Raw genomic sequence first — 20,087 nt, 5'->3', positions numbered from 1 at the left:
GCTGGGCCTGCCGGCGGCAACTACGGGCCGCCGCCGGGCCACCGCCGGGCCGGGTGCTGCCGCCTGTCCGACGGAGGCTCGGGCCGGGTGCTGCCGCCTGTCCGGCCGGGACCGGTGCTCGCTATGCCTGCGCGGCCGGCCGGTCGAGAGGGCCGGGATCTCCGAGCCCGCCGAGGCGCTCGTGGTGGGCCGGGGTCAGGCGGAGGTCCGCCGCGGCGACGTTCTCCTCCAGGTGGTCGATCCGGGCGGTCCCCGGGATCGGAAGGATGACCGGCGAGCGGTCGAGGAGCCAGGCGAGGGAGATCTGCGCGGGGGTGGCGCCGAGTTCGTCCGCCACGCCCGCGATCGCCTCGGACTCGGCGGTCGCGCCCGACGCGGCTCCGGCGACGGGCCGCCACGGCAGGAACGCGATCCCCGCCGCCTCGCAGGCCACAAGCACGGGCTCGTGCTCCCGGTCGACCAGGCTGTAGCGGTTCTGCACGGACACGACGTCGATGATCTCCCGCGCCTGGTCGAGTTCGGCGACGGTGATCTCGGAGAGCCCGAGCCGGCCGACCTTGCCCGCGGTCTGCAACTCCCGCAGCGCGCCGAGCTGGTCGGCGAGGGGCACCTCCGGATCGATACGGTGCAGCTGGAGCAGTTCGAGCCGCTCGACCCGCAGCCGGCGAAGGGCGTTCTCGACCTGGTCGCGCAGGACGTCCGGCCGCCCGTCGAGCCCCCACTCCCCCGTCTCCGCCGACCGCGCGACGCCGACCTTGGTCGTGACGAGCAGCCCGTCCACGTAGGGGTACAGGGCCTCGGCGAGCAGTTCCTCGTTGGCTCCCCCGCCGTACAGATGGGCGGTGTCGATCAGTGTGACGCCCAGCTCGACGGCCCGCCGGGCCACGCCGAGGGAAGCCTCGCGTTCCGGGCCCGGCTCGGTCGGCAGCCGCATCGCTCCGAATCCGAGCCGCCGTACGCTCAGGTCCCCGCCGATACGAAACATGGTCGCTGTCATCGCTCTGTCTCCGCCCCCTCGGTCAAGGGGCCAACGCTAACAGCGCAGTTGAGCGCGGCAGAGGGCATTCCGCAACAGGTCCGTATCCGCGCTCAGGGCTCCGTATCCACGCCCAGCGGGTCCGTATCGATTCTCAGCGGGTCCGTACCCGCGTCGCCACCCACACCCCGGCCAGCGCCACCGCCGCCATCGGCAGGAACACCGCGGCGAAGGCCGCCGGGTGGGATCCCGCGGCGCCGGACGCGGCCGAGACCGCGTGGCTGCCCACCGCACCGCCGCCCAGGGCCGCGAACGCCGCGCCGCCCGCCGCCAGCAGCAGCACGTTCGACAGCCCGTCGGAGATCTGGAGCGCGGCGGAGTTCGCGCCCGCCTCCTCCGGCGCCGAGAGCTTGAGCAGCAGCACGCTGGTGGAGGCGATCACGGCGCCCATGCCGAGACAGCCGAAGGCCCAGGCGACCGCGACGATCCACACCGGTACGGCCTCGATGAGCACGCTCGGCGCGGTCGCGATCGACAGGGCGACCAGCACCATCCCGCCCGCCATCAGCCGCTCGCGGTACGGCTCCAGGCGCGGCCTGGACTGGACGTACGAGCCGAGCGCCCAGGTCGCGCCGCCCGCCGCGAGCGAGAGGCCGGCCATCGTCGGCGACAGCCCGCGCTGGGTGACGAGCATCAGCGGGACGAAGCTCTCGGCGGCGATGAAGGCCCCGGCGGCGACCCCGCGCAGCAGCACCACGGACGGCAGCCCGCGCGCCGCGCGCCAGGTGCCGTGCGGCAGCAGCCCGAGGACGGCGGGGACGAGGAACGCGACCCCGGCCAGCGCCGGGAGGAGCGAGAGCCAGCGCAGATCCTGGCCCGCGTACTGGAGCAGCCCCGCGCCCAGCGAGATCCCGAGCGCGAGCCGGATCCGGCGCCGGTCGAAGACAGGGACGGGCCCCTCGGCATCGGCGGGCCCCGACGCCTTGCGGCGTATCGCGGGCAGCGCGAGCGCCAGCGGCAGCACGACCAGGACCGGGATGCCGATGAAGACCCAGCGCCAGCCGAGGTGTTCGGTGACGGTGCCGGAGGCGAGCGGCCCGACGACGGAGGGGATCACCCAGCTCGCGGCGAACGCGGCCATGATCGAGGGCCGCAGCCGCTCCGGGTAGGCCCGGCTGACGACGACATAGAGCGCGACGATGACCAGCCCGCCACCGAGGCCCTGGACGGCGCGGCCGAGGATGAACAGCCACATGGAACCCGCCGTCCCCGACAGCAGCAGCCCGACGCCGAAGGCGCTGATCCCGGTGGCGAGCGGCGCGAGCGGCCCGCTGCGGTCGGCCCACTGGCCGGAGAGCACCATGGCGAAGAGGCTGGTGGTGAAGTACGCGGAGAAGGCGAAGGCGTACAGCGGAATCCCGTTCAGCTCCCGCGCGGCGACCGGCATCGCGGTACCGACGGCGGTCGCCTCGAAGGCGATGAGCAGGACGACGGAGACGATGCCGATACTGAGCGCCCGGTGCTCGGGCCCCAGCACACCGCCCTGGCCGGGGGCGCCGCCCTGATCGCGGACCGGGGATTCGATGATGGGGTCCGCTACGGCGGATATGTCGGCGGGGGCGACATCGGCGTCGCGTGGGTCCAGGGCGGTCATGGACTCAGCGTAAGGGGCACAGCCCTGATTCGGCCCTGTCGTAGGGCTGATCGGATCTGGTCCCTTGGACGTACGCCTCCCCCGGCCGGCCCGCCGCCCAGCATGAACGGAGTGTGGCAGTCGCGTTGCGGCCCGCCCGGACACCTTGAGCCCCGCGCGGCACGGGCCTACGGTCATGAACAGGAAATAAGGCACGGCCGTGTGCCCGAGTGGTTCAGGGACTCGCCTGCAAAGCGAGTTACGCGGGTTCGATTCCCGCCACGGCCTCCAGGAACACGGAAGCGGCCGCCCCCGGGGATTTCGGGGGCGGCCGTTTCCCGCTTTCAACCGCTACGTCGCGGGCGCGCCCGACGGTTCGACCGGGTCGGCGATCGGCTCCAGGACTACCTTCTCCGGCAGCCCTCCATTGTTCTCGCACCCCAGCTCCTTCGCCACGGCGAGGGCGGCGGCGTGCAGGACGGTGAGATGGGCTTCCCGCGTGGCGCGGGTGTCCTCCACTTCCCAGCTGCCGACGTTCGCAAGCCTTGAGACGGCATCGATTCGCGCCGGCTGCTCGTCCGAACCGTCGATTTGAGGACTCACACACTCGAAGTACAGATACGAGCGCTCGGATCCGGCCAAAGCTCGCTTTCCCAGCCGGTACAGACGCTGATCTTCCGCATGATCAGTACCCAGCACATCGTCCGGCCTGTAGATACCGAAGGTGATTTCCAGGCTGCCGGCTTCACGCATACGCCCCGAGAACGCGCAGAATTCCTTGGACCCAACATACTTCCGCCCGCCGGGATCCTCTGCATAAAATTCTTTGATCGCCGAGGCCGTATTTTCCAGTGCATCGTCACCGGTCCCGTGGAAGGTCTTGTCACCCACCATGGTCTCCACGGCACGTGCCGTATTGTCCGAGAGAATTCCATCGCACACCTTCTCGGCACCGGCGAACGCGGGCCTCTCGTCCTCACTGCCGTCACCGCACGCCGAGACACCAAGGCTGAGAGCCAGCACCGCACCTGCCGCCCTCGTCGCATTCCATATCTTCACGGATCCCGCTCCACTCTCACTCAGCCGGTCTCAGGGCTATGCCCTTGCTGCATCGCTCGACTATTGCCACGCAAGTAGCCAAGATTTGCGGATTCTTCCAGTTCCACACTGAATTTGTGTTCTGGATCGAGCTCGTGGCGGCTGATAAAATCCAGCGTCGGCGCCAGTGCACTGGCCTCACCGGACTCGAATACGGCCGACTTCTCCTCTCCGGTCAGCTCTTCGATCTCTTCCTTTTTCTTTTCGATCGAATTATCCGACCAGTCACCGACAGCCTGTCCGGCGATCTGTTCCAGTGTTCCGCTGCCCGTATCGATAGCAAGCGGAACCAGAACGGCTGCCGCCCCGGCTGCGGCCGCCGTGGCCGGCAGGAACGCCACACCAGCGGCCACGGCCCCGGCACCGATCACCGAGGTCGCACCGAACTCCAGCCAACTGGACCGCTTTTCCTGCGCCGTCTCGAAATCTTCATGTCTCTTCAGACCCTCGGCCTCGACCTGGTCGCCCCGCGACTGATCGAGAATGCCCTGCACCTCGGCTCCGATTCCTACGGCCTTGCACGCCGCCCCCTCGTCAACCCTGCCGTCGGGGCCAGTCTGAGCCTCCAGCACGCTGCTGGTGTAAATCCGTTCCGCGGCCGTGATCGAAGCGTAGGCATCAGGGTGCTGACCCAGCGCGCTGAGGAAACCCCGAGCGTCCCCAGACTTGAACAGAGCATGCGCATCGGGGTTTATGGTCGGCGCGAAGACTCCCTCCCGATGGTTCTCCTGCAATGCCCAGTTGATGTCGTCGATATACCCAGCACCCATACGGCCGAGACTATCCGTCAGCACCTCTTGGTGCTTGAGCAATTGGGCATCGGCTCCATATTTCTCCACGACATCCTGCATGATTCCCGCAGTTGTAGCATCACGGACCGTGTTCGAAGTCGGGGCGTCCCACGCATAACCGAGCGTCGCCGACTCCAAAGCGTGCCCCAGTGCATCGGGCATAAAAGCAGCGGTTTTGCTGTCCTTGTCCGGATCGTAGGAACCGTCAGTATCGGGGAACGACGTGTAGTGTTGATTCGCGAAGTAGTCCAGATAGCCCAAGACATAGCGGCCGTCCTGCTTACCCAAGTCCGGCCCGAAAGCGCCGCTCACGGAACCGTCCTCGTTGTACGCCGTCGGCCTGGCAGAGAAGAACTCCTTCGACGCCTCCGGGCTGTGCCCCAGCGCCTCCAGCATGCTGACGACCGGGTCGTATCCCGCCCCGTTCACCCCCGACGGGTTCAGCCCGTTCGTCTGCCAGCCGCCCGTGGGCTTCGTCTCGGCGAACATGCCGGGGTTCTTGTGCTGAAGCTGAATCGCGTGCTCGGCGATCGGGTTGAGGAACTTCGGGTCATAGTTCCCGTACCGCATGATTCCGCCGAGCAGCTGATAGCCGTACGGCGGATTCATGTCGTACTTGGTCACCGGGATGCGCTCGGCGCCGAGCTTGCGCATCTCGTCCGACCAGTTCTTCGACCACGTATCGTTCTTCCCGGCCGGGTCGGTCGCTGTGGCCAGGTTGAGTCCCAGGTTTTTCTGCAGACTCTGCATGTCCTTGAGACGTTCCTTGTCCTGCCGGGTGCCCTCGTACGTATCACCGGCCAATTGCCCGAAGAACTCAAGTGACTTCTTCGGGCCGCCAAGACCGTCGTAGAACGTCCGGGAGAACTCCCGGGACGCGTGATTGTCGTTCAGCAGTTCGTTGAGCCGCAGAAGCTCCGTGTGCGTGAGGTCGGTGCCCTTCTTCGCCAGGTCGAGGGCGCGCTGGGCCTCCTCCGCGTCCAGGCTCTTGTACTTCGGGGCGCTGAAGTTGTGCTGATCGCCGGTGATGTTGGCCCTGAGCGCGTTGGCCGTCGCGACATCCGCGTCGTCGCACGTCTCCACGAGGGCGTTGATACGCCGCTGCAAGGACTCGATCCTGGCCTGCTGCTCACGGGAGTTCTTCGCGTAGTCCGTTTCGAAGCGGGCACGAACCTCGTCGTCCAGCGGATACAGCGCCTCCACCATCCCGTAAGCGGTGACCACGCATAAGTGTGCCGGTGCGTCCGTGTCCACGATCCTCGCGAGGTCGTCCTTCGCCTTCTTGAAGGCCGCGTACCCGTCCTCCAGGATCAGTCCGATCCCCTTGGCCGCCTTCGCCGCGTCGTCGAACTCCTTGGCCGTCTTGACGATGAACGGTTTGGTGACCGAGGCATTGGCGCCCCGCCAGTATTCGTCCTTGGATTTTTCCGCCATCGTCGTGCGCGCGTCCTCGGCGAGCCTCTCCAGCTTGGCGGTCATCTCGGCCCAGTCGTCCGCCGCCGTCTTCAGCTTGTCCAGCGGGGCGTGGTAGACGTCATAAAAGGTCGGCATGAGCGCTCCAGCACTACTTGAAATACTCGGAGATCCGGGACACACCGAGGCTGGTCCCGATGTCCTGGTCGTCCTTGGCATGCTGCGCGGCGCTGTAGTCGAGGTGGTTGGAAATATGCGCGCAGGCGTCGACGAGCGTCTTCAGCTGCGAGTTCCAGGTGTCGTGCACCTTCCGCATCGCCGGACCGGTTTCGAAGCCGCCGACCGACAGCGCCGCCGCCGCGTCGGACGTACTGGTGCGGGCATGGCCGCCGTCCGCCGTGAGCCTGCCGTGCAGGTCGTAGGCCGCACTGCCGATCCGCCCCAGGCTGTCCCGGTTCACGCTGAGGTCGGCGGCGCCTCCGCCACTGCCGCCGCCCGTCGGCCCTGGATCGCCGGGCAGCTGGTTCAGCCGCATGCGCGCCGAACTCTCCTCGGAAACCTCGCCCTTGAGATTCTCCCACTCTTCCCACACCACGGGCGAGCTCCTCCCCTGCCGACCGGATCATTCGTCCACGTCAACGGCCATCCAAGTCAGCGGAGAAAGGGGAAGTCAACTCGTTGACCGGCGAGTCGAGTTGCTCGCCGGTCCGCAGCCGCGATCACCGACCGGACCGGCGGCGTCACGTACCGTTCCTGCCCTGGACGAGCTTCGGCGGGCGCGTGCGGGGCGACGGCGGAGTCCCGCGCTACGAACCGCACTCACGAAACCGGCACCGACGAACCGCATCGACGAAACCGCACTGACGAATCCCCGCCGCGAAAAACCGCCGCGGAACCCGCTACGAACCCGCTACGAACCCGCCGGCACAGCCGGCACCGCCGCCACCGCCGCCTGCGGGCGGATCGGCAAGCGGCTGATGGGCCGGCCCGTGGCCGCGCGGACCGCCGAGGCGACCGCCGCCGGGGACGTGACCACCGGGGCCGCGCTCGCGGGCTTGGCGCCGAAGGGGGCCACCACGTCGCGTTCCTCGACCAGCTTGACGATACGGATGTCCGGCGCGTCCAGGGACGTCGGAAGCGCGTACCCCGTGAGGTCGGGACGGCGGACCAGACCGCGGGTCGTGCGGAGGTTCTCCGTCAGGGCCGTGCCGATGCCCTGCGTGACGCCCGCCTCGATACGGGTGGCCAGCTGCGCCGGGTTGAGGACGCGCCCGACGTCCTGGGCCACCGCCATCTCCACGACCCGGACCGACCCCAGCTCGATGTCGACGTCCACGACCGCGCGGATCGCGCAGAAGGCCAGCCCCACGAAGGCGTCGCCCTGGCCCGAGGCGTCGAGGGGTTCGGTGGGATGGGGGCGGCACTGGGCCGTCGCCCAGAGTTCCTTGCCGTCCATCGCCTCCGTGACCGTCGTGGACAGCACGCCGTCGTACGAGGTGATCTTGCCGTCCGTGATCTGGAGCAGCTCGGTGGACATCCCGAACTTGTGGGCCAGCGGCTGGAGCAGCTGCGTACGGACCATCTTCGCCGCCCGCTCGACCGCGCCGCCCGAGACCCAGGTGTGCCGGCCGTGGGCGGCCGGGCCCGCCGGGGGCTGGTCCGTGTCGACGGAGGCGACATGGACCTCCTCGATGCCCAGCGTCTCCTGCACGATCTGCCGGGCGAGGGTGGCGAAGCCCTGGCCGGTCTCGACGGCCGCGCAGATGACCGTGGCCACGCCGTCGTGGACCTTGACGGTGGCCGTGGAGACCTCGTCCGCGCCCTCCGCGCCGAGCATGTGGACCATGCCGAGCGCGTAGCCGACGCCCCGGCGTACGGCCCCGGGCTCGCCGGCGCCCTCGGGGCCGCCGGGCAGCAGCCAGGCCGCCTCGGGGGTGTCCTTGGGGAGCGGGGGCAGCGGGAAGTCGCGTACGGAGCGGAGCAGTTCGGCCACGGGGGCCGGGCAGGTCACCGTCTGGCTGGTGGGCAGGATGTCGCCGGTGGCCAGGACGTTGCGCAGCCGCAGTTCGGCCGGTTCCACGCCCAGTTTGGCCGCCAGCTTGTCCATCTGGCCCTCGTACGCCGCGCACACCTGCATCGCGCCTTCGCCCCGCACATGGCCGGAGGGCGGGTTGTTGGTGCGGACGGCCCAGCCCTCGATGAAGGCGTGCGGGACGACGTAGGGGCCGCAGGCGAAGGCGACCGCCGCCGCCAGGGACTCGGACGAGGCGTCCGCGTACGCGCCCGCGTCCAGCAGGATCTGGGCCTCGACCTTGACGAGCCGGCCCTCGGCGTCCGCGTGGTGGCGGTAGCGCAGCAGCGTGGGGTGACGGTGGGCGTGGCCGAGGAAGGACTCCTCGCGGGTCGCGGCGAGTTTGACCGGGCAGCCGGTGCGCAGCGCGAGCAGGCCGAGCGGGATCTGGAAGCCCGGGTCCTCGCGGTCGCCGGTGGCGCCGGGGACGCCGGTGACGACGACCTTCACCCGGTCGGGCTCCAGGCCGAAGCAGGCGGCGGCCAGATCACGGTCGGTGTGCGGGTCGGTGGAGGCGGTGTAGATCTCGACGCCGCCGTCGGGTCTCGGTACGGCGAGGCCCGCCTCGGCGCCGATGGGCGCCGGGTCCTGGCGGCCGATGCGATAGAGCCCCTCGACGACGACCTCGCCGGTGATCTCCGGATCGCCGTAGCGCAGCGGGATATGGCGGATCAGATTGCCGTCGGGGTGCAGCGGCTCGGCGGCGAACGCCTTCTCGGGGTCGGTCACGGGGTCGAGGACCTCGTACTCGACGGCGATGGCGGCGGCGGCGAGCCGGGCCGTGTCGGGGTGGTCGGCGGCGACGGCGGCGATCGCCTCGCCGTGGTGGCGTACGACCTCGGAGGCGAACACGGGGCGGTCGGCGATCCGCCTCCCGTACGCCGAGTCGCCCGGGACGTCCTCGTGCGTGACGACGGCGCGCACGCCCGGCATCTCGGCCGCCGCGGCGGTGTCGATCGAGACGATGCGGGCGTGCGGGTGCGGCGAGCGCAGGATCGCCGCCCACAGCAGGCCCTCGGCCCACAGGTCGGCGGCGTACGGGAACGTGCCCTCGGTCTTCGCGCGCGCGTCGGCCGGGGGGAGGGATGCGCCGAGGCCGTGCGCGGGCGGCTCCTGCTGGGGGCCGTCGAGCGTCGGTGTCCCGGTGGCCGCGTCGTTGCTCACGCCATGCCTCCGTCGGGCGAGTGCGGGTGCGAGGTGGGGTGCGGGCCGGCGTGCGGGGGCTGGACGCCACCGGCCCCTGGGGGTGCCTGGTGCGGGATACGGGCTTCCTCCGAGGCCGCGGCGGCGGCCTCCGCGCTCGCCCTGCGCCCGGCGACGACCTCGCTCACCGCGTCGAGCACGCCGCGGTAGCCCGAGCAGCGGCAGAGGTTGCCGCAGAGCGCCTGGCGGGTCTCCAGCTCGGTGGGGGCGTGGTTGCCCTCCAGGAGGTCGTGGACGGTCATGGCCATTCCGGGGACGCAGAACCCGCACTGCACGGCCCCGCACTTGGCCAGCGCCCGCTGGACGTCGGAGGGTTCGCCGTCGGCGGCCAGCCCCTCGACCGTACGGACCTCGGAGCCGGCCGCGGTGGCGGCGGGGACGAGGCAGGAGGCGACGAGCCGCCCGTCGACCTGGACGTTGCAGGCGCCGCATTCGCCCTGGGAGCAGCCGTCCTTGGCGCCCGCGAGGCCGAGGCGCTCGCGCAGTACGTACAGGAGCGACTCGCCGATCCAGGCGTCGGTGACGGGGCGGTCGGCGCCGTTGACGCGCAGGACGTAGGAGCCGGAGGGGTGTTCGGCGCTGTCGTTGCTGCTGGTGAGCGGCGCGGGTTCGGGCTCGGGTTCCGGTTCCGGCGCGGTCGCGGATTCAGGTCCGGATTCGGGTCCGGATCCGGGTACTGGCTCCGGCGCGGTCTCCGGTCCTGGCTCCGGCGCCGTCTCCGCCACGGGCTCGGGAGCGTGCTCGGACCCGGCGGGGATCTCCGGGGCGGCCTCGGGGGCGGCCTCGGGCGTCGCCTCCCGCACAGTGCCCTGGCCGGGCTCGTACGCGAGGTCCGGTACGGCGTCCGGCAGGGGGGCGGACGGCTCGGGCTCCACGGCGTCCGGGACGCCCGGGATCCCCTGGACGCCCGGTGCCTCGGCGCTCTCCGGGGCGGCGAAGCCGCCGGCGTCTCCGCCGGGCGGTGCCGGTTCCGTCGCCCACGGCGCGGCGGCGCCGCCCGGCAGGGTCGCCGGCGGGCTGCCGCCGTTCCACTGGGACGCCAGCACCGATTTACTGAACTCGCCGGATTCGTCCGGAAGATCACCCTGGGCGATCGGGATCGTCCACTGACCGGTCAGCTCGGACGCACCCGCGGTGTCCCCCGCCGTGGTCTGCTCCGCGCCCGTGACCGCCCCGTGACCGCCGCCGTCGCCCGCGCCCGTGTCGCCGAAGTTCCACTGGCCCGTGCCCTGCGGGTCGTAGCCGCCGCCGGGTCCGTAGCCGCCGTGGCCGTAACCGCCCTGCGCGTAGCCGCCCTGGACGTAGCCGCCCTGCGCGTACGGCGCGTGGTCCTGTGCTCCGCCCTGCTGCGGGTCCGGCCAGTGGACCCCGCCCTGGGCGTCGGCCGCCGACGGGTCCAGCTGCGCCGGCGGCACGATCTGCGGCGGTACGTACCCGTGCCCCGGCGCGGCCAGCGGCGCGTCGAAGGTGTCCTCGGGGGGCAGGTGCACGAAGGCGGTCGACTCGCCGTCGTACTCCCCGCCCTGCGGGACCGGCTGCCAGCCGCCCTGGCCCTCGGGGGCCCCCGAGCCGGTACCGGAGTTCTCGTTGGTGGTCACGACAGCGCCCTCCCCAGTGCTCGTCGGGCCAGTGCGGCGACCGTGCGCCGCAGATGCAGTACGGCGGGCGACGGCGGGGGCACGTCGCCCCCGTCGGCCGGCGCGGGCGGGTCCGGGATACAGGCCGCGGCGACGTACTCGCCGAAGGCGGCGAGCGCCTCCTGCGCGAGCCCGCGCGCGCCGTCCCAGTCGATCAGTGAGGCGATCCAGCGCTCCGCCTCCAGCGGGCGCAGCGGCATCGGCGCGATCGCGCCGACCGCGCACCGCACCCCGCGCCGCGCCGGGTCCAGTACGACGGCCACGGACGCGGTGGCCCGGCCGGGCCCCGTCCGTCCGGTCGCCTTGAGGAAGACCTGGGGGGCGTGCAGCAGCGGCACCCGTACGAAGCCGATGAGTTCGGCGGGCGCGAGCATCTCGCGGCCGGCCAGCAGATGCGAGACGGGGATCTCGCGGCGCGCGCCGCCGGGCCCCCCGATCACCAGATCGGCCTCCAGCGCGGCGAGCACGGGCAGCGCGTCGCCGGTGGGGGCCGCGGTGGCGATATTGCCGCCGAGCGTCCCGGCGTTACGGATCTGGGGCGGGCCCGCGGCGCGCGCCGAGGCGGCGAGCGCGGGGATGAGGGCCGCGAAGTCCGGTCTGCCCATGCGCGCGTGGGTGAGACCGGCGCCGAGGAGGGCGTGACCGTCCTGGTAGTGCCAGCCGCGCAGCTCGCTGATCCGACCGAGGCCGACGAGTCCCGCGGGCCGCAGCTGGCCCTTGTTGACGGCCGCCATGAGATCGGTTCCACCCGCGACGGGCACGGCGGCAGGCATCGCGGTGAGCGCCGCCACGGCCTCGTCGAGCGAGGCCGGCAGCGTCACGAACTGCGCCGTCTGCGGTGCGTGCGTGGTCAACCCAGCTGCCCCTTTCCGGTGTCCCGGTCTCCCGCCTGTGTTGCCGTACCGTACGTGCTCACAGACCGGACGTGGCAACTCTGGCACATCTTCCGGTCCGCCCGACGCGAGGGTCCGCGAAGGACGCATCCGTCCCCCACCAGGGGGAAGGTCCGCTTTCGCACCTCTTCGCCGTCACATACGGAATGCCACTCTTCAGCGGTCGTCGTACGACTTGTCCATACGGATTACTCATCCTTACGAACTACCACGGTCCCAGGGACACCGTTCCGGGGCGGCCATCTCCCCGTGGGCTCACACGTTTGGGGGCGCCCCCTCGATCGGGCGCCCCAGCACTCCCGGGCGGCGCTGCCAGGGCAACGGACCGCCGGGCGGCCGGTATTCGACCCCGAGCGCGTCCAGGCGCCGGTAGTGCTCCGTCATGCGCTGCTCGAAGTCGGCGACATCACGTTCGGCGGGGGCCGGGAGGTCCGACCAGGCGACTTCGGCGAACGCGGCGAGCCGGGGAAAGACCTGGTAGTCGACGCGGGAGCTGTCGTGCATCACCTCGGTCCAGACGTTGGCCTGGGTGCCGAGGACATGGGCCGCCTCCTCCTCGGTGAGCTCCGGCGGCAGCGGCTCGAAACGGTAGACGTCCTCCAGGGTGCGTACGTACCCGATGGGCATCGGCTCGTCGTCACCCGCCGCCTGACGGTGGTCCAGGTACACCTGCTGCTCGGGGCACATGACGACGTCGTGACCGGCCTTCGCGGCGGCGATCCCGCCCGCGTATCCGCGCCAGGACGACACGGCGGCGCCCGGTGCCAGACCGCCTTCGAGGATCTCGTCCCAGCCGATCAGGCGCCGGCCGCGCTCGGCGAGCCAGCGGTCGAAGTGCCGGATGAACCAGGACTGGAGCTCGTCCTCGTCGGCCAGACCGAGCTCCGCGATCCTGGCGCGGGCCGCCGGTGACTCCTTCCACTGGTCCTTGACGCACTCGTCGCCGCCGACGTGGATGAAGGTGGAGGGGAAGAGGGTGAGCAGTTCCTCGAAGACGTCCTCGTAGAACCGCAGGGTGTTGTCGGTGGGGGCGAGTACGTTTGCGGTGATGCCCCAGGTGTCCCAGACGGTGAGGGAGGTCGTGTCGATGACATCGGTGTTGCCGAGTTCCGGATACGCGGCGATGGCGGCCTGCGAATGTCCCGGGATATCGATCTCGGGGACGACGGTGATATGCCGCTCGGCGGCGTACGCGACGATCTCGCGGATGTCGTCCTGGGTGTAGTAACCGCCGTGCGGCTTCTCCTCCCAGAGCTCGGAGGCGCGGTGGCCCCATTTGGTGCGCGAGCGCCAGGAGCCGACTTCCGTCAGTCTCGGATGCTTCTTGATCTCGACGCGCCAGCCCTGGTCGTCGGTGAGATGGAAGTGGAAGACATTCAGCTTGTGGGCCGCGAGCAGGTCCAGATAGCGCAGGACGCCGTCCTTGGGCATGAAGTGGCGTGACACGTCGAGCATCAGCCCCCGCCAGCCGAAGCGGGGCGCGTCCTCGATGAGGGTCATCGGTACGGACCACTCGCGCGCGGGGTCCAGCGGCGCCCTGCGGTACGCGTCGGGCCCGAGCAGCTGGCGGACGGTCTGTGCCCCCCAGAAGACCCCGGCCGCGGCGCCGCCCTCGATACGGATCGCCTCGGCGTCGACGCTGATCCGGTACCCCTCGGGGCCCAGTTCGCGTGCGATGTCCGGGCTGATCCCCAGGACGATCCGGTTGTCCTCGGCGCCGACGACACCGGCGTCGTCCGCGAACGGCAGGCCCGTCGCGGTCCCGACGGCGGTGCGGAACCACCGCGCCACGCCCTCCGTGCCGGGCTGCGCCTCGATCACGGTCCCGCCGTCGAGCGGGAAGACACCCGCTCCCGGCTGTGCCGGCCAGGCCCGCCTGGGGTCCGGGATCAGATCCATGAAGTCCACCTCTAATCCTTGACGGCGCCGCCGAGTCCGGAGACCAGACGCCGTTGTACGAGCACAAAGAAAACCAGTACGGGAACGGTCATCACCGTAGACGCGGCCATGATCCCGCCCCAGTCGTTCTCGTCCGGTTTGAAGAAGACCAGCAGCGCCATCGGAAGGGTCGACTGCGAGGTGTCGCTGATGATGAAGGACTTGGCGAAGAGGAAGTCGTTCCAGGTCGAGATGAAGGAGAAGACACTCGTCGCGACAAGCCCGGGGAAGACCAGCGGGAAAAGGATCTGCCACAGGAACCGGGTACGGCTCGCGCCGTCGATGTACGCGGCCTCCTCCAGCGCCTCGGGGACGGCCTTGACGAATCCGCGCAGCATCCAGATGGCGAACGGAAGCGAGAAGGCGAGATGCGGCAGGACGAGCGAGCCGAGCGTATTGAGCAGCCCGGCGTCCCGCATCAGGAAGAACAGCGGGATGGCCAGCGCCTCGATCGGCACCATCTGCGCGACGAGGAACATGATGAGGAGGGTCGTACGGAATCGGAAACGGAACCGGGTCACGGCCGTGGCGGCCAGAAAGGCGATGAGCGCGGAGGCGATCACGACCGTTCCCGCGACCGCCAGGCTGTTGAGGAAGTACCTCCCGAATTCCTGCTGTTCGAAGACCCGGCGGAACGAGTCGAGCGACGGCGAGAGCGTCCAGGGACGGGCTTCCGTGGACTGGATCTCACCGGCCGGTTTGAACGCGGAGAGGACCATCCAGTACAGCGGAAAAGCCACGATCACGGCGATGACGAGGGCCGATGCCTCCGCCAGCAGCCGCCAGGGACGGCGAATACCGAGCAGGTTCACAGTTCTTCTCCCCGGCGTCGGATCAGTCGCAGATAGACGAGCGTGACCGCCAGCAGAATGAGCAGCATGATCACGCCGATCGCCGAGCCCAGGCTGTACTGCGAGGACGCGAAGGCCTGCTGATAGGCGTAGACATTGAGCACGAGATTCTGGCCGGCGATTCCGCCGCCGTTCGTCATCACATAGATCTGAGTGAAGACCTTGAAGTCCCAGATGATCGACTGGATGGTGACGACGACCAGGATCGGCCGCAGCATCGGCGCGGTGACCGACCGCCAGATCCGCCACTGCGAGGCGCCGTCGAGCGAGGCCGCCTCCAGCACCTCGCCGGGGATGGCCTTGATGCCCGCGTAGACGGTCACCATCACGAACGGGAACGAGCACCACACCACTTCGAACAGGACGAGCGCGAAGGCGCTGTAGCGGCCGTACGTCCAGGAGAAGTCGCCGAGTCCCAGCAGCCGGTTGACCGGGCCGTAGTCCGGGTCGAAGAGGAACACCCAGACCGTGGAGCCGGTGATCGCGGGGGTGGCCCAGGCGCCGAGCGCGGCGAGCATCAGCGCGAGCCGCGGCACGGCCCGTACGCGCGTCAGCAGGACGGCGAGCGCGCAGCCGACCGCGAGGGTGGCGACGACACACGCCGCGGCGAACAGCACGGTCGCCAGCAGCACCTGCCAGAACTGGCTGTCGCCGAAGAGCGCGGTGTAGTTGCCGAAGCCCTTGAAGGAGGTGGGTTCCCCGCCGCTGACCTGCGCCTGGGTGTACTCCAGGAACGAGATCAGGCCGAGTTGGTAGATCGGGTAGACCAGCAGCCCGCCGAGGACGACGAGCGCGGGCGCCAGATAGAGCCAGGGGGTCCAGCCGGCCCGGCCGGCCCGGCGGGGGGTCCGCCGGGCCTTACGGGGTGCCTGCCGGGCCTGGTGCACGGACCCCCGGCCCCCGGTGGCCTCACGGCCGGAGTCGATCCGGCCGGCTTCGGTCGTCATGGCGCTCAGCCCGCGGACGAGAACGCCGCGTCCATCTTCTTCGCCGCGTCGTCCGACGCCGCGGCGACGTCCTTACGGCCGCTGACGATCTCCTGGAACATCGTCGGCAGGACGAGCGAGGAGTCGATCTGCGCCCAGCCCGGCGAGGCGGGGACGAACTTGGCGCCCGCGCCCAGGGTCGTGACGAAGGGCTCGATGAACGGCTGCTTCTTCGCCGAGTCGGCCAGTACGTCCGTGTACGTCGGCAGGAAGCCCATCGCGTCGAACAGCTTGGCCTGGGTCTCCTTGCCGGTGAACGACTTCATCAGGTCGACGGCGAGCGTGCGGCGCGCGCTGCTCTTCAGTACGCCGATGTTGTTGCCGCCCGCGAAGGCCGGCGCGACCGAGCCCGCCTCGACCCCGGGCAGCGGCACGACCGCGTACTTGCCCTTCACCGTGCCCGCCTCGACGGCCTGGTGGCTGAAGTCGCCGCCGATCGCCATCGCGGCCTTCCCGGACGCGAAGGCGGTCACCGTCGCGTTGCCGCCCATCGAGGCGCACTTGGCGGCCGGACAGTTGTCGTCGCCGAAGAGGGAGGTGTACGCCTCGATGCCCTTGCGGGCGGCCGGGCTGTTGACCGCGGCCTTGTACGTGCCGCCGCTCTCCTCCGCCAGTTCGCCGCCGTTCGCCCAGAGGAACGGCATCGCGCCGTAGGTGTACGCGCCGCCGACCGCGAGCCCGTACAGCTCCGGCTTCGCCTTGTGGACCTTCTTGGCCGTGGCGATGAGTTCGGCCTGGGACTTGGGGGCCGTTATCCCCAAGTCCTTGAAGACGTCGGTGCGGTAGTAGAGCGCGCGGACGCCGACGAAGAGCGGCGCTCCGTAGACCTTGCCGTCGACCGTGACGGACTCCCGGGCCGTTGGGTCGGTGTCCTTGGCCTCGTCCCAGGCGTCGAACTCCGCGGTGACGTCGGCGAGTCCGCCGTCCTTGACGTATCCGGCCGTGTCGGTGTTGCCGTATTCGATCAGGTCGGGCGCGCTCTTCGGATCGTTGAAGGCGGCCTTGATGCGCTGGGCGCGGGTCTCGACCGGGATGTACTCGATCTCGACCTTCGTGCCCTCGTGCTTCGTGCCGAAGGCGGCGACCGCGGCGTCGACGACCTGCTCCTTCGGCTTGTTGTTGACTTCCTGGAAGAGCCAGACTCGCAGCGTGCCGCTCTTCTCGTCCTTCGTCGCGCTGGTGTCGGAGGTCTGCGGGGCGCAGGCGGTGGCGGTGAGGCCGGCGAGGGCGAGTGCCGCCACCGGGACGGCCATGCGGGAGGAAAGCTTCATCCGGGATCCCTACGGGTCGGCGTTGCAGCATGCGCAACGAACGTTTCGTGCTGCACAACTCGCAGGAGATTAAGCGCGGCTGGAAGTCGCCGACAAGTGGTCTCAACCAATCTGTGACCGCAGGCCACTCCCCCCACAACGCGAGACGGCCTCCGGGGCGCGCGTCCGCACGCGCGCCCCGGAGGCCGTCTCCGACGGTGGACCAGCGGCCGTTACTTCTTGCCGCTGTCCTTGCCGCCCTTGTCCTTGCCCTTGTCCCCGCCGGGACCCATGGACTCGTAGATCTCCTTGCACATCGGACAGACCGGGTACTTCTTGGGGTCGCGCCCCGGCACCCAGACCTTTCCGCACAGTGCGACCACGGGAGTGCCGTCCAGGGCACTCGCCATGATCTTGTCCTTCTGGACGTAGTGGGCGAAGCGCTCGTGGTCGCCGTCGCCGTGCGACACCTGAGGTGTCGGCTCCACGAGGGTTCCCGTACCTGCCCCGCGCTCGGGCTCAAGAGTGCTCATAACAGCCAAGGGTACCCACGCCCGGGGGATCCCGGAGGCTCCGGGTCCATGCACTCCGGAGCCACACGCTCACGCATCGCGCCGACACGCCGACGACACGCCGAGCGGCGACGGCCGGGACGATCGGCGCGCCGACGGAACGGGCCGGGCCGTCCGGATGGTCAGTTGAGGGAGGGATCATCCGGGTATGTCGCGACCATGGCCAGCTCGCTGCGCTGTCTGCGCAGCACCGCCCGCCACAGGCTCTCCGGACTCGGCGACGACACATCGCCCGGCTCCGACTCCACGACGTACCACGCCCCTTCGCGCAGCTCCTCCTCCAGCTGGCCGGGGCCCCAGCCCGCGTATCCGGCGAAGATCCGCAGCGAGCCGAGCGCCCGCGCGAGCAGCTCGGGCGGGGTCTCCAGATCGACGAGGCCGATCGCCCCGTACACCCTGCGCCACCCCAACGGCCCCTCGTCGCCCGGGATCACGGCGAGGCCGAGCGCCGAGTCCAGCGAGACGGGACCGCCCTGGAAGACCACACCGGGCTCCCCCGCGAACTCCCCCCAGGACTCCAGGATGTCCGCGACACCCACGGGCGTGGGCCTGTTGAGGACCACGCCGAGCGAGCCCTCCTCGTCGTGATCGAGCAGGAGCACCACCGCGCGGTCGAAATTCGGGTCGGCCAGGGCGGGAGTCGCGACAAGCAGCCGCCCTGTGAGCGAGGACACCTCGGTCATGCGAGACATGATCCCGCATATTCGCCGCGCGCGGGGCGCGCCCGGCACAGTACGCGTGAACGCAGCTCAGCACATATGGCGCCGAAGGGGGCGCGCGATTTCCCGCACATCGCGACGGTGACCCTCCGCGAGTGATCCGGAACCGTACGTGGTGAATCGCTTGAATTACGTGTTCCCTGCGTGCCGGCCGCTCCCCGAGCCTTACGGGACGGGGGCCCCGGCCCCTTACCCTTTTCCTTGGCCACCTGCCCGCCCACTCCGGAACGCGAGATTCATGACCGGCACAGACGATGTAATGCTTGTCCACGGCGGAACCCCGCTGGAGGGTGAGATCCGCGTTCGCGGCGCGAAGAACCTGGTGCCGAAGGCCATGGTCGCCGCGCTTCTCGGCAGCGGCCCGAGCAGACTGCGCAATGTGCCCGACATCCGCGACGTACGGGTCGTACGGGGACTGCTGCAATTGCACGGCGTGACCGTACGCCCCGGCGACGAACCGGGCGAGCTGATCCTCGACCCGACCCATGTCGAGAGTGCCAATGTCGCCGACATCGACGCCCACGCGGGCTCGTCGCGCATTCCGATCCTCTTCTGCGGACCGCTGCTGCACCGGCTCGGCCACGCGTTCATCCCGGGTCTCGGCGGCTGTGACATCGGCGGCCGGCCGATCGACTTCCACTTCGACGTGCTGCGGCAGTTCGGCGCGACGATCGAGAAGCGCGAGGACGGCCAGTACCTGGAGGCACCGCAGCGGCTGCGCGGCACGAAGATCCGGCTGCCGTACCCCTCGGTCGGCTCGACGGAGCAGGTGCTGCTGACGGCCGTACTCGCCGAGGGCGTCACCGAACTGTCCAACGCCGCCGTGGAACCGGAGATCGAGGACCTCATCTGCGTCTTGCAGAAGATGGGCGCGATCATCTCCATGGACACCGACCGGACGATCCGGATCACCGGTGTCGACCGGCTGGACGGCTATACGCACCGGGCGCTGCCGGACCGTCTGGAGGCGGCCTCCTGGGCGTCCGCGGCGCTGGCCACCGAGGGCAACATCTATGTCCGCGGCGCACAGCAGCGCTCGATGATGACGTTCCTCAACACCTACCGCAAGGTCGGCGGCGCCTTCGAGATCGACGACGAGGGCATCCGGTTCTGGCATCCGGGCGGCTCGCTCAACGCGATCGCGCTGGAGACGGACGTGCACCCCGGTTTCCAGACCGACTGGCAGCAGCCGCTGGTGGTGGCGCTGACGCAGGCGTCGGGGCTCTCCATCGTCCACGAGACGGTGTACGAGTCGCGGCTGGGCTTCACCTCCGCGCTCAACCAGATGGGCGCGCACATCCAGCTCTACCGGGAGTGCCTGGGCGGCTCGGACTGCCGCTTCGGACAGCGCAACTTCCTGCACTCCGCCGTGGTGTCGGGCCCGACCCGGCTCCAGGGCGCGGACCTGGTCATTCCCGACCTGCGCGGTGGTTTCTCGTATCTGATCGCGGCGCTGGCGGCGCAGGGCACGTCGCGGGTCCACGGCATCGATCTGATCAACCGCGGCTACGAGAACTTCATGGACAAGCTCGTCGAGCTGGGCGCGAAGGTCGAGCTGCCGGGCGGCGCGCTCGTCTGACGCACCGTCACACCCGGCACGCCGTCGGCCCCGCTCTCCCCGGAGCGGGGCCGACGGCGTCCCCGGGGCCGGCGGACGCCCCTGGGGGCTTCTGACGGGCCTCAGACGGCCGCACACACCAGGGGCGGCCACCCGGTTCGGGTGGCCGCCCCTGCGTGTCGCCTATGGGTGTTACTTGCCCTTGGCGGCTTCCTTGAGCTTGGAGCCCGCGGAGACCTTCACGCTGTAGCCGGCCGGGATCTGGATCGGGTCGCCGGTCTGCGGGTTACGAGCGGTCCGAGCGGCACGGTGGGTGCGCTCGAAGGTCAGGAAGCCGGGGATGGTGACCTTCTCGTCGCCCTTGGCGACGACCTCACCGACCGTCTCGGCGAGAGCGGCCAGCACAGCGTCGGCGTCCTTGCGGGTCACCTCGGCGCGGTCGGCCAGGGCGGCCACCAGCTCACTGCGGTTCATGTTGTTACTCCCGTGTTCTTCTTG

Annotated in this window: 16 protein-coding genes and 1 tRNA gene; 2 read left to right on the top strand and 15 right to left on the bottom strand. The window is 70.1% G+C overall.

Annotated features, from left to right (window positions below):
- Positions 1 to 121 precede the first annotated feature (121 nt).
- Complete coding sequence (locus tag ACIOGX_RS05725) at positions 122 to 997, bottom strand: aldo/keto reductase (RefSeq protein WP_401910655.1); 876 nt, start codon at positions 995 to 997, stop codon at positions 122 to 124.
- Between the two features lie 133 nt (positions 998 to 1,130).
- Positions 1,131 to 2,630 (bottom strand): MFS transporter, encoded by a 1,500-nt coding sequence (locus tag ACIOGX_RS05720; RefSeq protein ID WP_356508705.1) that lies wholly within the window; start codon positions 2,628 to 2,630, stop codon positions 1,131 to 1,133.
- Between the two features lie 195 nt (positions 2,631 to 2,825).
- Between ACIOGX_RS05720 and ACIOGX_RS05715 the strand changes: the two genes are divergently transcribed.
- Positions 2,826 to 2,900, top strand: a tRNA-Cys gene (locus ACIOGX_RS05715).
- A 60-nt stretch (positions 2,901 to 2,960) separates the two neighbouring features.
- On the opposite strand, the gene ACIOGX_RS05710 is transcribed toward ACIOGX_RS05715, so the two are convergent.
- From ACIOGX_RS05710 to ACIOGX_RS05655, 12 genes are all read right to left on the bottom strand, one after another.
- Positions 2,961 to 3,668, bottom strand: a complete 708-nt coding sequence (locus ACIOGX_RS05710; protein WP_401910652.1) for a hypothetical protein — start codon at positions 3,666 to 3,668, stop codon at positions 2,961 to 2,963.
- A 20-nt stretch (positions 3,669 to 3,688) separates the two neighbouring features.
- A complete protein-coding gene (locus tag ACIOGX_RS05705; protein ID WP_401910650.1) occupies positions 3,689 to 6,049 on the bottom strand; it encodes a hypothetical protein in 2,361 nt (786 codons plus the stop codon).
- A gap of 13 nt (positions 6,050 to 6,062) precedes the next feature.
- Positions 6,063 to 6,506, bottom strand: a complete 444-nt coding sequence (locus ACIOGX_RS05700; protein ID WP_356508711.1) for a hypothetical protein — start codon at positions 6,504 to 6,506, stop codon at positions 6,063 to 6,065.
- 315 nt (positions 6,507 to 6,821) lie between these two features.
- Positions 6,822 to 9,146 carry a molybdopterin cofactor-binding domain-containing protein gene (locus ACIOGX_RS05695; RefSeq protein ID WP_356508713.1) on the bottom strand — a complete coding sequence of 775 codons (2,325 nt, stop codon included), beginning with the start codon at positions 9,144 to 9,146 and terminating at the stop codon, positions 6,822 to 6,824.
- Positions 9,143 to 10,783 carry a 2Fe-2S iron-sulfur cluster-binding protein gene (locus tag ACIOGX_RS05690; RefSeq protein WP_401910647.1) on the bottom strand — a complete coding sequence of 547 codons (1,641 nt, stop codon included), beginning with the start codon at positions 10,781 to 10,783 and terminating at the stop codon, positions 9,143 to 9,145. The genes ACIOGX_RS05695 and ACIOGX_RS05690 overlap by 4 nt, the downstream gene beginning before the upstream one ends.
- Positions 10,780 to 11,676, bottom strand: coding sequence for an FAD binding domain-containing protein (locus ACIOGX_RS05685; RefSeq protein WP_356508717.1), 897 nt, complete (start codon positions 11,674 to 11,676; stop codon positions 10,780 to 10,782). The genes ACIOGX_RS05690 and ACIOGX_RS05685 overlap by 4 nt, the downstream gene beginning before the upstream one ends.
- A gap of 294 nt (positions 11,677 to 11,970) precedes the next feature.
- Complete coding sequence (locus tag ACIOGX_RS05680; RefSeq protein WP_401910644.1) at positions 11,971 to 13,614, bottom strand: beta-N-acetylhexosaminidase; 1,644 nt, start codon at positions 13,612 to 13,614, stop codon at positions 11,971 to 11,973.
- A gap of 11 nt (positions 13,615 to 13,625) precedes the next feature.
- A complete protein-coding gene (locus ACIOGX_RS05675) occupies positions 13,626 to 14,459 on the bottom strand; it encodes a carbohydrate ABC transporter permease (RefSeq protein WP_356508833.1) in 834 nt (277 codons plus the stop codon).
- Between the two features lie 2 nt (positions 14,460 to 14,461).
- Positions 14,462 to 15,451: a sugar ABC transporter permease gene (locus tag ACIOGX_RS05670; protein WP_356508721.1), complete on the bottom strand. Its 990-nt coding sequence runs from the start codon at positions 15,449 to 15,451 to the stop codon at positions 14,462 to 14,464.
- A gap of 5 nt (positions 15,452 to 15,456) precedes the next feature.
- The gene (locus tag ACIOGX_RS05665; protein WP_356508723.1) at positions 15,457 to 16,761 is read right to left on the bottom strand and encodes an extracellular solute-binding protein; all 1,305 of its coding nucleotides are present in this window, start codon (positions 16,759 to 16,761) and stop codon (positions 15,457 to 15,459) included.
- A gap of 212 nt (positions 16,762 to 16,973) precedes the next feature.
- Positions 16,974 to 17,273 carry a DUF3039 domain-containing protein gene (locus tag ACIOGX_RS05660; RefSeq protein WP_030355120.1) on the bottom strand — a complete coding sequence of 100 codons (300 nt, stop codon included), beginning with the start codon at positions 17,271 to 17,273 and terminating at the stop codon, positions 16,974 to 16,976.
- 161 nt (positions 17,274 to 17,434) lie between these two features.
- Entirely contained in the window at positions 17,435 to 17,995 is a 561-nt protein-coding gene (locus ACIOGX_RS05655) for a YqgE/AlgH family protein (RefSeq protein ID WP_129769094.1), read from the bottom strand.
- 274 nt (positions 17,996 to 18,269) lie between these two features.
- On the opposite strand from ACIOGX_RS05655, the gene murA reads away from it, so the two are divergent.
- Positions 18,270 to 19,610: a UDP-N-acetylglucosamine 1-carboxyvinyltransferase gene (gene murA / locus ACIOGX_RS05650; RefSeq protein ID WP_356508726.1), complete on the top strand. Its 1,341-nt coding sequence runs from the start codon at positions 18,270 to 18,272 to the stop codon at positions 19,608 to 19,610.
- A 171-nt stretch (positions 19,611 to 19,781) separates the two neighbouring features.
- On the opposite strand, the gene ACIOGX_RS05645 is transcribed toward murA, so the two are convergent.
- Entirely contained in the window at positions 19,782 to 20,063 is a 282-nt protein-coding gene (locus ACIOGX_RS05645; protein ID WP_004571953.1) for an HU family DNA-binding protein, read from the bottom strand.
- Between the last annotated feature and the right edge of the window lie 24 nt (positions 20,064 to 20,087).

This window comes from Streptomyces sp. NPDC088147 (assembly GCF_044741565.1).
Classification (GTDB): domain Bacteria; phylum Actinomycetota; class Actinomycetes; order Streptomycetales; family Streptomycetaceae; genus Streptomyces.
The sequence above is the reverse complement of the archived record's forward strand: the minus strand, read 5'-3'. Positions and strand labels throughout refer to the sequence as shown.

Bases quoted from the DNA above. Each gene is read 5' to 3' on its own strand.
- ACIOGX_RS05725 (WP_401910655.1), bottom strand. From the start codon at position 997: ATGACAGCGACCATGTTTCGTATCGGCGGGGACCTGAGCGTACGGCGG.
- ACIOGX_RS05720 (WP_356508705.1), bottom strand. From the start codon at position 2,630: ATGACCGCCCTGGACCCACGCGACGCCGATGTCGCCCCCGCCGACATA.
- ACIOGX_RS05705 (WP_401910650.1), bottom strand. From the start codon at position 6,049: ATGCCGACCTTTTATGACGTCTACCACGCCCCGCTGGACAAGCTGAAG.
- ACIOGX_RS05680 (WP_401910644.1), bottom strand. From the start codon at position 13,614: ATGGATCTGATCCCGGACCCCAGGCGGGCCTGGCCGGCACAGCCGGGA.
- ACIOGX_RS05670 (WP_356508721.1), bottom strand. From the start codon at position 15,451: ATGACGACCGAAGCCGGCCGGATCGACTCCGGCCGTGAGGCCACCGGG.
- ACIOGX_RS05665 (WP_356508723.1), bottom strand. From the start codon at position 16,761: ATGAAGCTTTCCTCCCGCATGGCCGTCCCGGTGGCGGCACTCGCCCTC.
- ACIOGX_RS05660 (WP_030355120.1), bottom strand. From the start codon at position 17,273: ATGAGCACTCTTGAGCCCGAGCGCGGGGCAGGTACGGGAACCCTCGTG.
- ACIOGX_RS05655 (WP_129769094.1), bottom strand. From the start codon at position 17,995: ATGACCGAGGTGTCCTCGCTCACAGGGCGGCTGCTTGTCGCGACTCCC.
- murA (WP_356508726.1), top strand. From the start codon at position 18,270: ATGACCGGCACAGACGATGTAATGCTTGTCCACGGCGGAACCCCGCTG.
- ACIOGX_RS05645 (WP_004571953.1), bottom strand. From the start codon at position 20,063: ATGAACCGCAGTGAGCTGGTGGCCGCCCTGGCCGACCGCGCCGAGGTG.